Below are 13,550 nucleotides of genomic sequence, written 5' to 3'. Positions count from 1 at the left end.
ATAAAAAACGAATGAACCACAAAGACACGAGGAATCCTGGTGTCTTTGTGCCTTTGTGGTTTTGCCGTTCTCTTAAAGGCCGGCGGCGGCTTGCTCGGCGGGGACGCGGGGCGCGACGAGGACGACGCGGCCGAGGCGGCGGAGCACGGCCTTGCGCAGGGCCTCGTTCTTGAACAGGCTGCCGTGGAGCGCGAGCGGGATCGGGCGGGGCAGGACGAGCCCGTTCACCGCGTCGGCGGCGAGCGCCGCGAGATGGCCGGCGGCGTCCTCGCGCAGGCGGCGGGCGCGGGCGGAGCGGGCGCGCAGGACCTTGGGCGCGAGCGCGGCGGTCGCGCGCACGGGGTCCGCGGCGTGCGCGAGATCGAGCGGAGCGGGCAGGCGGAGCTCCCGCCGGAGCGCCTCGTCGCGCGAGGCCGTCTTCCCGAGCCAGAAGCCGGAGCCCTCGTCGCCCATGAGCGGTCCGAGCCCCCCCGCCCGGCGGGACTTCCCGTCCGCGCCGCGCGCGAAGGCGATCGAGCCCGTGCTCGCGACGAGCAGGACCCCGGGGCCGGCGGCGAAAGCCGCCGCATGGGCGATGTCGAAATCGGGCACCACCCGGACGCGCTCCGCGAGAGGCTCGAGCAGCCGCGTCAGCGCGGCCTGGCCTTCCTTGCCGCCGAGGCGGGTCCCGCCGAGGGTGAGCTCGTCGACGCGGCGAACGCCGCGGCGCTTCAATATCCGCCGCAGCGCGGCGGGCGCGTCGCGCCAGGCGGTGGCGTGCGTCCTCTCGGTCCAGAGCGCGCGGCCTCCGTCGGCGAGGCAGGCCCTCAGCCAGGTCGCGCCGAGGTCGACGCCGAGGCGCGCGGTCATTGCGCCGGCTTGTAGAGCGGGCGCTGCTCTTCCTCGGCGAGCAGGTCCATCAAGCTGATCTGGAGCGCGCGGCTCCAGGCGAGGGCGCTCTCGCGCACCTCGAGCGATTTGCGCGGGTCCATCATGTCGCGGATCGCGCTCTGCACGACGTTGCGGCGGGCCTGAGGGCTGTCGTCGAGGCGCACGCGGACCGTCGGCTTCTGCCCGGGCAGGGCCGGCAGCACCTTTGCCTCGAGCGTGCCCATCGAGGTGATCTTGCCGGGCTTGATCTCGTACGCGTGCTGGCGCAGGAGGTCGCGCGGGAAGGGGAGCATGTACGAGCGCCCCTCGATGACGACGGTCATGACGGGCTTGTAGAACCCGAACATCGAGCGCGTCGGCGCGATGCGGTAGATCCCGGGTTCGATCAGGAAGAGATAGTTCTCCCCGCTGGTGAGCGGCAGGCGGTACACCTCGGCTTGGCGGCCGCCCTCGCTCTCGAAGTTGACCGTGATCCGCCCGTTGCGCGTCTCCCCGGACGGGAGGATGGTCCTGCAGCCGACGAGGATCGCGGAGATCGCCTGCTCGGGCGGGGCGTTGCGCTCCGGCACCGTGCCGCGGCAGGCGGCGGAGGCCAGAACGGCGAAGGCGAGCAGCAGGCGGCGCATCGTCATGGAGGATAGCCCTTCTATGTTAAGGAAACAAGTTCGGTCTAATAGTCGAGGTTCCCGATCTCGACGCCCCGGAAGTAGGCCCTGACGATCGTCTCGTAGCTCTGGCCCGCCTCGGCCCGTCCCATCGCGCCGGATTGGCACAGGCCGACCGCGTGGCCCCAGCCGCCGCCTCGGAAGACGAAGGTCTCGGGCGTCAGGATCTTTCCCTCCTTCCGGTACTCCGTGTCCAGCACGAACAGGGTGCTGCGCAGGGAGCCGACGCCGAGCAGGCTGCGGATGTCCATCTCGTCGCTGAGCCTCTTGTTCCTCTTCGAGCCGACGATCAAGAGGCTCTCGACGTGTCCCGAGCGGACGCGCCGGAGCACGCGCAGACCCTTCAGCTTCCCGATCTTGAACTTCCGGTTCAGCTTCTCCTCGAGGGCCTTCGCCGGGATCGCCCGGGTCCAACGCGCGTGCGCCGGGTGCACGTAGCCCGACGGGCGGTCGAAGCCTTTCGGCCAGTCCGACAGGAAGAGGCGCAGCTCGAGGGGCGTCGCCGGCGGATCCTGATACTCGGCCGAGTCGTCGACGCTGGACCAGTACGGCACGTCGCCCCAGCCGATGTCTCTGCCGCTCTGCGTGCGGCCGCCGCAATGCGAGGAGTAGATCACGTGCGCGGGCCGCCCCTGGTAGACGGCGACGCGGCCGCGCGTGTCGACGACGACGGAGCGCGTGCGCTCGGTCTCGGCGCGGCGCCCGCCGTACACCTGGCAATGCTGCTCGTCGCACAGGTCGTAGCCCTCCTTGCGGTGGCGCCTGGTGACGGTCTTGATGAACAGGGCGTGGGTGCGGGCGACGACGGCCTGGGCCTTGAGGGCCTCGAACGGCGCGCGCTGGGGCATCTCGGCGGAGACCACGCCGTGGGTGTAGTCCTCGAGGCCGATGATGTTCACGACCCGGATGGTCCGGCGTCCGCCGAACAGCGCCAGCTCGAGGTCCCCCCGGAACGCGCGCGGCGAGTGCTCGGGGTCGTCCTCGAGGGTCAGCGCGGACGTCGCGGGCTCCAGCGGCTTGAGCAGGGCGGCGTCTCCCGGCACGGCGGCGACCCGCCCGTCCGCGGAGTGGAATTCCAGGCGCGAGCGGCCCTTCTTCTTCTTCGACGTCTTCGCCGGGATCAGCCGCAGGGTCCAGGACTCGCCCGCCTCGGCGGCGAGCAGGACCCGGCCGGTCTTCGGGTCGACGGCCTTCCACGGGCCGTTCCCGCGCACGGTCGCCGAGCGGCGCGGCCGCGGCCGCCCCATCTGGGTCGAGGAGACGCCGATGCGGACCACCGGCACCTTGCCGTCCCAGGGCTCGGTCTCGTGCACCGGCGCCGCCTCCGGCGCGGGGGCGGGGCCGAGCGCCGGCGCCGGCGATCCCTCGGAGCGCGGGAGCAGCGGGCGGACCTTCTCGAGCATGGCGCGCGCCAGCTTGGAGCCGGGGTCGGCCTCGACGAGCCTCTGGAGGTGCCGCCAGGCGTCCTTGTACCGGCGCAGCTTCAGGTAGCTGCGCGACAGGACGGCGCGCCCCTCGTAGAAGTAGCTGTCGGCCCCGACGGCGCGCTTGAAGGCCTCGGCCGCGGACTCCTCGTCGCCGATCTTCTCGTACGCCATGCCGAGGTAATAGTCGGCGAGCGAATGGGCGGGCGAGGCCTTGCTCATCAGCGCGATCGCCTCGCGCGGCCTGCCCAGCGCCAGCTTCGCGCGCCCGGCGCCGAGCAGCGCGAGCGAGGAGACCGGGTCCGAGGCGAGCGCGCGGGCGAACTCGGCGTCGGCGGCCTCCGGCTGGGCCGCCCGCAGCAGCGCCCAGCCCAGCGCCGCCCGGGTGTCGGGCCGGTCGTGGATCGAGACCGCGCGGCGCTGCCAGGCCGCCGCCTTATCGGGGCGCCCGGCCTCGGCCCAGGCGATCGCGCCGTCGGCCCACACCCGCCAGTCCGCGGACGAGGCCTTCACCGAGGCCTCGAAGGCCTCGGCCGACTTCAGCGTGTCGGCCGTGAAATAGAGCGAGCGCGCCTTCTCGGAGAGCGGGTTCTTGAGCGGCGGCGGGACGACGGCGCCCGGCGCGGGCGAGATCGCGTAGCCCGGAGCCGGGGAGATCGACGCGGCCGGCGCCGACGAGACGGCGGCGGCCGGCGCCGCGAACGGCGCGTCCTCGGGCGCCTGGGCCGCCGCGAGCCCCGCGCATAAGGCGACGGCCCAGATGGCTCCGCTCACTTCAGGACGAGGGTCTCCAGGAGGATGAGGACCAGGCCGATGATGGAGCCGCCGGCGATGGCGCCGGCGCAGACCGTCTCCTGGTTGTCGACGAACGCGCGGTAGCCCGCCGACTTCTTGTCGGTCAGGTATCTCCCCGCCGCCCAGAAGATCAGCGCGCCCATCGCCATCGACAGCGAGTCGCTGAACTTGAGCACGAAGGCCAGGCCCAGGCCGACGCCGGACACCGGGAACTTCCCCTTGCTGCGCTGGTTCAGGACCTCGATGACCAGGCCGATTAGGGCGCCGACGCCGATCGCGGCGCGCGCCGAGGGATGCAGGAAGCTCAGTCCCTTGGTGAGCACCTCGGCCACGGCCTTCCAGATCTGCGCGCCCGGCATCGGCAGCCGGTCGGACATCAGCACCGTGAGGTCGTTGTTCATGATGGCGTAGAACACGGGCACGGCCACGAACGCCCCGGCGAGTATGCCGAGCGTGTGGCCCAGCGCCTGATGCCGCGGCTTGCCGCCCAGCATGTAGCCGGGCTTGATGTCCATCAGCAGGTTGGCCGCGCTCGAGGCGACCTCGCCCGTGATGCCGGCGGTCATGATGTTCGTCTGGATGTTCCCGGGCGCCAGCACGCTGTACGTCAGCTGGGTCAGCTTGCCCAGCGCCCCGGTCGGCGTGATCGAGGTCAGTCCCGTGGCGTTGACGGCGATGAGGGTGAAGACGAAGACCATCGGGATCGCGATCAGGCCCAGCCACCAATGGATGCCGAAGAAGATGTGGCCCATCCAGACCGTGAGCAGGCCCACGACCGGGATGCCGACCGCGAACAGCCACATCGGCAGCTCGATGTCCTTGAGGACGTCCTCTTCGCCGGCCTTCTTCTTGCCGAACATGCCCTGGAACGACTGCAGGATGACCTTCGGCTTCGACAGGAACGAGTAGATCGACGAGGTCGTCATCAGCGCCACGCCGCCCCACAGCGCCCACATCGTGATGTTCTTGAAGCCGGTGCCGGCGATGATGCCCTTGCTGATCAGGTACGGCGCGAGGATCAGGTAGTTGACGACGGCCCCGATCATCAGCGACGCCGCGGTCTTGGTGCCCATCAGGCCGCCGGCCGCGACCATGACGATCGACGTGTCGAACTGGACGGTCAGCTCCTTGAGCGGCGTGCCCATGATGCGCGGCGTGAACCACTTGTAGACGACGTCGTCCCAGTGGGCGGGAAGGGCGGCCCACTTCAGCTTGAGCGCCTCCATCACGGGCTCGTTGCACAGCGTCTCGATCGTCGCCGAGACGGCCGCGCCGTAGCCCAGGAGCTTGGCCTTGAACAGGCCCTCCTCGCCCTCGCCGGTGTGCAGGTTGTCCATGACGATGCCGGCGGCGTAGCCCTCGGGGAAGGGCAACTGCTCGTCGTTGATGAAGCGCTTCTTGAGCGGGAAGGCGAAGAGCACCCCGAGGATCCCGAGCAGGATGATCCACACCATCGTGTGCTGCCAGGGGATGATCCGGCCGGTGACCGCCATGTAGGCCGCCAGCGAGGAGATCAGCGGCGCCGTCATGTAGCCGGCGCTGGTGGCGATCGACTGCATCGCGTTGTTCTCGAGCACCGTCATCTCGTTTCCGAGCTTGAGCTTGGAGATCACCTTGAAGATCGCGAAGGACAGGATCACCGAGGTGATGCCGACGCCGAGCGTCCAGCCGGTGCGGATGCCGACGTAGAGGTTGGTGAGGCTGAGCACGCCGCCGAGCAGCATGCCGGTCAGGCCCGAGCGGAGGTTGAGCTGGGGCATGTCCCCTTTATAAACGTTCTTCAGCCACCAGCGATCCTTGTCCGCCAGCGACATGTCGTGGATCTGCTCCGGCGTCAACTCTGTGATGGCCATTCTCTCGCGTCCTCCGTTCCGACGGGTGCGAAGAGTTTACATCAAACCGAATCGATAATTCGTTCTCGATTCCGTCGCGCGGGGAGAATGAGTGTTTCCGGAAACAGTCGTTTTGGGCGGGAATCGAACTTGCTTTGGAAGGTTTATAAAAGAATGAGCGAAGCGAGCGGGTGATGGGAATCGAACCCACGTCTAAAGCTTGGGAAGCTCTCGTTCTACCATTGAACTACACCCGCGAAAACGATTGTTTTACAACGACTATTCGCTGAAATCCGCGCTCCCAAAAAATGATTTTCGCGGATTTATTGTCGACTTTTCTGTCGAGTTTTCCAAAAAACGGCTGAAAGATCGGCCCGGAATCGCGGCGCGGAAAGCTCATGGGGATGCGCAACGGAACCGGTGAACGATTATAGCACCAGCGCCGCGGCCGGGTCCAGGGGCAGTTTCGTGGCCGATCAGAGCCGCTCCAGTTCCTGCGTCAAGATCTGCCGCAACTGCTTGATGACGGCCCACTGGCTGCGGGGCAGGAATTCTTTGAGCTCGCGCTCGACCTCTCTCGCATTGAGAGCGGCGGCTTCCCTCAGTAGATTTTTCTTGGCCGCAACGATCCTCTTGATTCCAAAACGTCCCCTGATCAAGTAGTAGAGATCGTAGAAGTCGCGGGGCTCCTTGCGCCGGAGCAGGGCCTCGATCTTCTCGTAGACCATCTCGTCGGTCGCGAGCGCGGTCACCGAGTAGGGCGGCCACAGCGGCGTCGTCACGAGCATCGTCTCATGCGGCGCCGACTTGCCGCCCGCGCGCAGGGACACGTTCCATTCGATCCTCACCGGCCAATCGTGGATTTTAGTCTCCATGAGCGCGAACCAGCCGCCCGAGGTCTCGTTCGACTCGAGCATCTTGAAGTCCAAGCCCGCGAGGCCCGCCTGCTTGGCCGCTTCCTTGATCCACTCTCCGATGTGGAACGGCTTGACCCAAGCCGTGAAGTCGAGGTCCTCGGAGAACCGAGGACTGGCGTGCAGGAGACGAAGAGCCGTCCCCCCCTTGAAGGCGAGCTTGGCTTCGGGGCCCTTGAGCTGGAACAGGACGGACAGGAGCACGTGCTGGACGTACTCCCGCGCCACGTTCAGCTCCTGCGTCTGCCAGCTAGCGCTGAGTTCCGTTATCTGCGATCTTGAGATCATTCTTGAACCACTCCATGAGCCCAGGGTGCTTGAAATCCGCTAGGCATCGCAGGAGGTCGCGGCGATCGACCTCCTTCAGGCGCAAGCGGCTGTTGAGCCGTGTTTTCTTCAAATAGGAGAAGTAGAGGTAGTCGGCGAGAGCTTTGGGCTTCTCGGCGAGCAGCACGGATTGTCCCTCCACTTCGATCGCACGGTATCCGGAGAACGCGCATCGCTTGATCGTGCGGAAGCTGTAGCTGGTTCCCGCCACGTCGAATTCGCGCGTGCTCTTGGTCGTGACCGAGGTGACTGAGTAGACCGTTTCCGGGATGACGCCGTGGTAGGATAGCGCCGATTCGAGGGATATGTAGGAGGGCTGATAGAGCCGGTTCGCCAGCGACCATTTGGCGGGTGGCCGGCTAGCGACCGCGTATAGCCCGCGCTTGAGGCGCTGCAGGAGGCCGCGCTTCGTGTAGCGAATCAGCAGGAACTTGCCCGCGATGGGCGTGGCACCGGTGACGCTGAGGAATTCTCTCCCGGTGAATGCGCGCAGACCCGATCGCGCGAGTTTCCTGTCGATCTCAATCCATTTCATATAAGTAGCAATACTGCTACTTAACTAGAATAGCATGAGAACAGCGTGCTGTCAAGATGAGCCGTCGTCTCGCCAACCGCGTGAGCCTTCTGTTGACCGGGATGCCTGTCGAGAAATGTGTCGACTTTTTGCCGACAAGCAGGCGAAAATCGGCGCTGACTGGCATGGGACATTTGGGAAAGAATGCTTATTTCCGCGAGATAATAATGGAGCGGCGTTGCGGGAGAACCGAATCATCCATAGAGCTTAGGAAGCTCTAGCTCTGCAGGTAGGGAAGCCGAATTTCCTCGACGGAAAAACGCGCGGGCGAATGAAATCGCCTCATTGCGGACAGCTTGGGAAGCTCTCGTTCTACCATTGAACTACACCCGCGAGAACGGCGGCGAAAAAAGTATATCACATCTCCCCCGCGCGCCTCACCGCCTCCGGGACAAGAGCCGCCGGCGCGGTCTCTCTGACGCTGTTCGGCTTCGAGAGACGGTTCAGGGCGGAAACAGCAAAAACGCCCTTCGTCGGCGGCCACTCAGATTATGAGGCATGAACCCCGAAGGGTCAATGTGCGGGGCGTCTCATCCGGATGTCCGATTCATCCGGCGCCGCTCTTGACGAACCTGTTGAGCAAGGCGGGCAGCAAGGTGAGGTCGAAGAGGACCGCCAGGGCCATGGCGAGCGCGGTCAGCAGGCCGAACAGCACGCTCGGTATGAAATCGGAGAATCCCAGGAGCGTGAAGCCCAGGATGACGATGAGCGACGTGTACAGCAGGGCGTACCCGACGCTGGTATGGGTACGCTCGATCGACTTCTCTCCGGAGCCCCCCCTCGATTCCTCCAGGTAGCGGTCGATGTAGTGGATCGTGTCGTCGACCGTGATGCCCATGGCGATGGAGGCGATCATGATCGTCATGAAATCGAGCGGTATGCCCAGCCAGCCCATCAGCCCCAGGACGATCACCGTCGAGAGGACGTTCGGCGCGACGCAGATCAGCGCGAGCTTGAGCGACCGGAAGATGAGGAAGATGGCCAGCGCCAGCACCGCGAACGAGACGCCCAGCGTCTGGATCTGTGACGCGAACAGCCGGTCCAGGAGGTCCTGATAGAGGACGAACAGGCCGGTCAGCCGGTACCGGTCCGCCGGGACGCCGAGCTTCTCGATGTCGGACCTGACGTCCGCGAGCAGCCGCGCCCGGTCGAGGCCCGCCGTCGTGTCCTTGACCCGGATGGAGAGGCGCAGCTGGGAGTCCTCGGGCGAGAAGAACGCCCCCAGCAGGTCGGACCGGAGGTCCTTCTCCATCGTCAGGTACGCCGCCGTCAGCTCGTACTCGGTCAGGGGCTTGCCGTCGTTGATCTCCTTGGCGAGCCGCGCGAAGTCCACGACGGACAGCGTCTTCCCGACCGCCTCGTGCCGCCGCAGGGCCTCTTGAATGCGCTGCATCGCCAGCACGCTGGCGGCCGACAGGACCAGGTCCTTCCTCCGCTCCTCGGCCGGGATGTCGTAGGTGATATCCATCGGCGTGGTGCCGCCCAGCTCCCGGTCGATGAAGGAGAGCTCCTCGTGCACCCGGGTCGTGTCCCGGAAATAGTCGATGAAGCTGTTCTCGACGTCCAGGAGGAGGAGGCCGCCCGCGCCGGCGGCCAGCGCGAGCGCGCAGCAGACGGCGACCGGCGCGGAATGCCTCCGCGCCAGCCGCGCGGAGAGGTCGAGCAGGCCGCGCGAGAACGTCGGCGGCTTCGGCGGAGGCTCCTTGGCGAACATCGCCATCAGGGCCGGGAACAGGATCAGGCTCGACACGATCGAGAAGAGCATCGCGATGCTCATCATCCAGCCGAAGTCGATGACGGGCTGGAGCCGGCTGAAGAGCAGGGAGGCGAACCCGACGACGTTGGTGAAGCCGGCGTAGAAGCAGGGGACCGCTTTCCGCGACAGCGTCTCCCGGACCAGCCGCGCCTGGTCCCAGTCCGGCCGCTTCTCCGCGTATTCCCGGTACTGCACGATGAGGTGGATGGAGATGCCCAGAGTCAGGATGAGCTGCAGCGCGATGAAGCTCGAGGAGATCACCGTGGCCTTGAGGCCGAGGAGCCCGAAAAGTCCTACGGTGGAGAGCACGCTGCAGACGCAGCAGACGGCCGGGATGACCACCCAGCGTAGCCGGCGGAACAGCAGGAACAGGACCAGGCAGATCATGGCCCCGATCGCGGCCCCGAACACGAGCAGGTCGTTGGTGATGATCCGGATCAGCTGCTGCGCGAGCACGTGGATCCCGCCCAGGTAGATGTCCGCGTCGTCTTCGTAGTCGGCCATCACGGCGCGGATGCTCTCGAGCTCGGCGGCCCGGATCTTGTCGAGCCGCGCGTCGAGAGGCTCGGCCCGCCGCTTGAGCCGGGCCAGCTCCTTGCGCTCGCCTCGCGTCAGCCCTAGCGTCAGGGAGCGCAGCTCCAGGCCGGTGATGCGGCCGTCGAGGGCGTCGAGCTCCGCGTCTTTCTTGAAGAGGACCTGCAGCGCGGTCGCCGAGCGGTCCTTGTTGATCAGCAGGTCTTCGTAGACGGGGTGACCGCGGAGCCGCTGCTCGAGCTCCTCGAGGCGGAAGCGCCGGCGCTCCATCGTCCAATCGCTCAGGTCCGACCCGGCGGCGAGGGCGCCGCTCCGCGGCGGCAGGGGCACGTCGAGGAGGCTGCGTACGGATTCCACGCGCTCGAGACGCAGGAGCCTCGCCTTGAGCCCCCGAAGGTCCGCGAAGGTCGCTTCGGACAGCACGGGCCGGGCCCGCGGCTTGTAGGCGACCAGCAGGAACTCCCGCGCGTCGAAGCGCCGGTCCACGACGTTCGTCTGGACGTAGTGCCGGTTGTCCTTGGTGAGGAGCGTGTCGGCTCCGGCGTCGATCTTGAAGCGCCGGGCGTGCCAGCCGAGCGCGGCGGTGACGGCGAGGAAGGCGAGCAGCACGGTCCGCGGCCGCGAGACCGCCAGCCCCGCGAAGGAGCGCGCGAGCTTATCGGCGGTCGGCATCGCGCTGCGCTCCCTGCAGATGGAGGTTCCGGAAGAAGATGTAGGGGTCGTCGGCCTCGCGCCGCAGGGTCTCGTATTTTCCCGCCCCCGGCGCGTACTCCTGGAAATTGTCGTAGGCCATGACGGCGGTCGTCGCCGGATCCTCGGTCAGATAGGGGATCGGGTTCAGGAAGTAATCCGCCGCCAGGGCCGCGCCGTTGCGCAGGTCCGAGGACCCGAACACGGGCAGGACCAGATAGACGCCGTACCCGGCGCCGTACCGGGAGAGGGTCTCTCCGAAGCCGGTCCGCGTCCGTTCCAGGCCGAAGGCATCCTGCGCGGGATCGAACAGCCCCCCCAGGCCCAAAGTGGAATTGATGACGAAGCGGGCCAGATGACGGCCCAGGGGCTTCGGCTCGAGCTGGAGGATGTCGTTGGCGACATAGACCGGCGTCTTCAGGTTGTGGAAGAAATCGGCGACGCATCGGCGCGCCCGCTTGGGCAGCAGCCGTATGTAGCCCTTGCTCAGCGGGATCAGCAGGTATCGGTAGAGGACGTCGTTGAACGCGAATGTCACCCGGTTCACGCGGATCAGCGGATCGCGGTAATGGGGCTTGCTGACGACGACGGGCTCGACCGGCGGGGCGCCGGGGCGGTCGGCTCCCCTCTCCTCCGGGGAGGCCGTCGACGCCGCCGCCGGCGGCGCCCCGTCGGCGCGGGCCCGGTCCTTGCCGGACGCGCAGCCGCAGGCGAGCGCGGCGGCGAGCAGCAGCGCGGCCGCGGCCCGGGTCGGACGGCGGATCTTCGCGGGCCTCAGACGCTCAACATCCTCCGGTTCTTGTAGAAACGCATCCCCCTCTGCTCCAGCTCCCGGAAGAACGGCGCCGCGGGCACGCACGCCTCGGGCGCCGTGACCCCGACGGCGTCGATCCGGCCGCGGTGGAGCATGAGGGCCATCACGGCGATCGTGCGGCCCGTGCCAACATTCGAGCCGGCCTCGCTCCAGCCCGGCGTGGTCCTGACGAGGCAATCCATCGCGACGGTCTTCGGCGCGCCGCCGGAGGTTCCCCGGACCTTGACCCAGAGGTTTTCGGTCTCGGCGTAGCGCGCGGGGCTGGGCAGCCGCCGCAGCACGCGGCCGGTGAACTCGAGGGCGGTCATCGTCTCGCCCCGATGGACGACCTGCTCGCCGGAGGTGAAGCCCAGCTGCATGAGCGTCTCGAGGACCTTGAAGGAGTGCGCCGGGAATCCCGCTTTGTAGTGCACGCTGCGCAGGCCCTTATCCTTGAAGTATTTGTGGAACGTGTACACCTCGGAGTGGACGATGCAGCGGGTCACCTGCCGCCCCACGCCGAGGAAATCCCCGGACTCCTCCAGGGGGCAGCCGCGGATCTTCCTGAATCTCCCGTGCTCGAGCACGACCGCGGGGACGGTGAGCTCGTGGACGATGCTCTCCAACGAGTACGGCAGGACGAACGTCTTCACGTTGGACTCCCAGGCGAAGCCGAGGTCGATGTGCTCGACGGCGTCGAGGTCCTCCGCCGCGCGGGCGGCCATCACGTTCGCGATGCCGGGGGTGGAGCCGCAGCCCAGGAGCGCGAGAAGCTTCCTCGCGCGCCACGGGCGGTCCTGCGCGTACTGCCGGACGGTCATCTCGTGCAGGCCCCCCAGGTCCAGATAGTGCGAGCGGGCCTGAAGGCAGGCCTTCATCATATGAAGGTTCCAGCGGAGCTCCGCGCAGTTGAGCGCGATCCGGCTCCCCGATCGTCCGATGACGCGCGCGGCGGCGGCGACGTCGCGCAGGTCCACGCGCGCGAAGCCGGCCCCGCGTCTCTTGAGCAGCGCCCTCAGGCCCTCGGCGCGGCGTCCGCACATGAGCACGCGGTACCCGCGCTCGAGAAGATCCCGCGAGGCGATGAGGCCCTGCTGGCCGGTCGCGCCGACGACGACGAAGTCGTATCTCATGGGATCCCTACGGAGGGAGGCGGCGGCCGTTCCTGTAGAGGAATATCCCCCGGCGGCGCAGCTCGGCGAAGAACGCCTCGGGCCTCACGATCGATTCGGGAGGGAACACGCCCGGGCGCGCGATCTCGCCGCGCGCCAGCTGCTGCGCCACGATCGAGGCCGGCGCGGCGGTGTCCTTGTCGACGGTCTCTCCCGACGCGGACACGCGGGCCTCCAGCCGCACCCGGCGGGGCCGGGAGCCCGCCCGCCCCCGGACCAGCACCTGGATGACCTCGTGCTGCTCGACGGCCGCGGGGATCGCGGGCGGAAGGCGTTTGAGGATGGCGAGAGTGGCGGGCAGATTCTCCGGATCGAGGAGTCCGGCCTGGCGCAGCGTCCGCATCTTGTCCACGAACTCGTCGTCGAAGGCGATCTTGAAGAAGACCTCCCGCGCTCGCAGCGTCCGGGGCAAGGTCGCGAGCTCGGAATGGATCGTGTACTGCGGCTTTTGACGGCCGACCGGCGCGGGAAAGCGGTACGGCTCGCGGCCCGAGAACGGCTCGACGAAGACCATTTTCCCCCTTTTGAACACGGCGGGCGGCCAGGAGCATTCCTCGAGGAGCGTCTGCAGGGAATAGGACCCGGGCAGGGACGACGCCCGGCGATACGTGGAGCGGTCGATCGCGCCGATCCTGATCTCGACGGCCTCCACGCGGGTGAGCTCCGACGCGCCGTAGGCCGCGAGCACGTTGGTGATCCCCGGCGCGGCGCCGATGCCGAGGACCGCGGTCAGCCCCGCGCGCCGGAAGCGCCCGTGCCATGCAAGCTGCTTCAGCGTGTAGTGGTACAGGCCGCCCAGATCCGCGTAGTGCGCGCCGGTCGAAAGGCAGGCGCGCATGACCGCCTCGTTGTGCTCGTGGTGCACCGCGTTGATCGCCGCGCGTGCTCCCTTGAGGGCCCGGCCCAGCTCGCCGGGACGCGTGACGTCCCCCGCGAGGAACATCACCCGTCGCGACCGTCCAAGGCCGCGAAGACCCTTTTTCGCCTTACCGGGGTCGCGGCACATCACGTCGACCTTCCCGTCGTAGGTGCGCAGGAGGTCCCGCACGATGAGCGCGCCGATCGTGCCGGCTCCCAGGACGACGATGGCTCCCTCCCTCACCGCATCGGCCTGGACTCAGCGCCGGGCTCCGCGCGCGCGCGCCGCCTTGAGCGCCGCGCGCCGCAGGCCCGCGGGGCCGCGCCGCCGCGCGACGGCGCGCGC

Annotated in this window: 10 protein-coding genes and 2 tRNA genes; all 12 read right to left on the bottom strand. The window is 67.8% G+C overall.

The window, feature by feature from the left end; genetic code table 11:
• Positions 1–72: 72 nt before the first annotated feature.
• The 12 genes from HYV14_09060 to HYV14_09005 all read right to left on the bottom strand — a co-directional run bounded on the left by HYV14_09060 (position 73) and on the right by HYV14_09005 (position 13,448).
• The gene (locus HYV14_09060; protein ID MBI2386146.1) at positions 73–849 is read right to left on the bottom strand and encodes a hypothetical protein; all 777 of its coding nucleotides are present in this window, start codon (positions 847–849) and stop codon (positions 73–75) included.
• A complete protein-coding gene (locus tag HYV14_09055) occupies positions 846–1,502 on the bottom strand; it encodes a hypothetical protein (protein MBI2386145.1) in 657 nt (218 codons plus the stop codon). The genes HYV14_09060 and HYV14_09055 overlap by 4 nt, the downstream gene beginning before the upstream one ends.
• 38 nt (positions 1,503–1,540) lie before the next feature.
• Entirely contained in the window at positions 1,541–3,733 is a 2,193-nt protein-coding gene (locus HYV14_09050) for a SpoIID/LytB domain-containing protein (GenBank protein ID MBI2386144.1), read from the bottom strand.
• The gene (locus tag HYV14_09045) at positions 3,730–5,607 is read right to left on the bottom strand and encodes an OPT/YSL family transporter (protein MBI2386143.1); all 1,878 of its coding nucleotides are present in this window, start codon (positions 5,605–5,607) and stop codon (positions 3,730–3,732) included. The genes HYV14_09050 and HYV14_09045 overlap by 4 nt, the downstream gene beginning before the upstream one ends.
• A gap of 165 nt (positions 5,608–5,772) precedes the next feature.
• A tRNA-Gly gene (locus tag HYV14_09040) sits at positions 5,773–5,843 on the bottom strand.
• 219 nt (positions 5,844–6,062) lie between these two features.
• The gene (locus HYV14_09035) at positions 6,063–6,788 is read right to left on the bottom strand and encodes a nucleotidyl transferase AbiEii/AbiGii toxin family protein (protein MBI2386142.1); all 726 of its coding nucleotides are present in this window, start codon (positions 6,786–6,788) and stop codon (positions 6,063–6,065) included.
• The gene (locus HYV14_09030; protein ID MBI2386141.1) at positions 6,751–7,362 is read right to left on the bottom strand and encodes a type IV toxin-antitoxin system AbiEi family antitoxin domain-containing protein; all 612 of its coding nucleotides are present in this window, start codon (positions 7,360–7,362) and stop codon (positions 6,751–6,753) included. The genes HYV14_09035 and HYV14_09030 overlap by 38 nt, the downstream gene beginning before the upstream one ends.
• Before the next feature lie 301 nt (positions 7,363–7,663).
• Positions 7,664–7,734, bottom strand: a tRNA-Gly gene (locus tag HYV14_09025).
• Between the two features lie 214 nt (positions 7,735–7,948).
• Positions 7,949–10,363 (bottom strand): MMPL family transporter, encoded by a 2,415-nt coding sequence (locus HYV14_09020; GenBank protein MBI2386140.1) that lies wholly within the window; start codon positions 10,361–10,363, stop codon positions 7,949–7,951.
• On the bottom strand, positions 10,347–11,240 hold the full coding sequence (locus HYV14_09015) for a VacJ family lipoprotein (GenBank protein MBI2386139.1): 894 nt from the start codon (positions 11,238–11,240) through the stop codon (positions 10,347–10,349). The genes HYV14_09020 and HYV14_09015 overlap by 17 nt, the downstream gene beginning before the upstream one ends.
• On the bottom strand, positions 11,156–12,307 hold the full coding sequence (locus HYV14_09010) for a saccharopine dehydrogenase NADP-binding domain-containing protein (GenBank protein ID MBI2386138.1): 1,152 nt from the start codon (positions 12,305–12,307) through the stop codon (positions 11,156–11,158). The genes HYV14_09015 and HYV14_09010 overlap by 85 nt, the downstream gene beginning before the upstream one ends.
• Before the next feature lie 7 nt (positions 12,308–12,314).
• On the bottom strand, positions 12,315–13,448 hold the full coding sequence (locus tag HYV14_09005) for a saccharopine dehydrogenase NADP-binding domain-containing protein (protein MBI2386137.1): 1,134 nt from the start codon (positions 13,446–13,448) through the stop codon (positions 12,315–12,317).
• Positions 13,449–13,550 lie beyond the last annotated feature (102 nt).

This window comes from Elusimicrobiota bacterium, from assembly GCA_016182905.1.
In the GTDB taxonomy this organism is placed as follows: Bacteria; Elusimicrobiota; Elusimicrobia; order UBA1565; family UBA9628; genus GWA2-66-18.
Note: the sequence above shows the minus strand (reverse complement) of the source record. Positions and strands in the feature narration are given on the sequence as shown.

Bases quoted from the DNA above. Each gene is read 5' to 3' on its own strand.
- HYV14_09060 (MBI2386146.1), bottom strand. From the start codon at position 849: ATGACCGCGCGCCTCGGCGTCGACCTCGGCGCGACCTGGCTGAGGGCC.
- HYV14_09055 (MBI2386145.1), bottom strand. From the start codon at position 1,502: ATGACGATGCGCCGCCTGCTGCTCGCCTTCGCCGTTCTGGCCTCCGCC.
- HYV14_09045 (MBI2386143.1), bottom strand. From the start codon at position 5,607: ATGGCCATCACAGAGTTGACGCCGGAGCAGATCCACGACATGTCGCTG.
- HYV14_09035 (MBI2386142.1), bottom strand. From the start codon at position 6,788: ATGATCTCAAGATCGCAGATAACGGAACTCAGCGCTAGCTGGCAGACG.
- HYV14_09030 (MBI2386141.1), bottom strand. From the start codon at position 7,362: ATGAAATGGATTGAGATCGACAGGAAACTCGCGCGATCGGGTCTGCGC.
- HYV14_09020 (MBI2386140.1), bottom strand. From the start codon at position 10,363: ATGCCGACCGCCGATAAGCTCGCGCGCTCCTTCGCGGGGCTGGCGGTC.
- HYV14_09010 (MBI2386138.1), bottom strand. From the start codon at position 12,307: ATGAGATACGACTTCGTCGTCGTCGGCGCGACCGGCCAGCAGGGCCTC.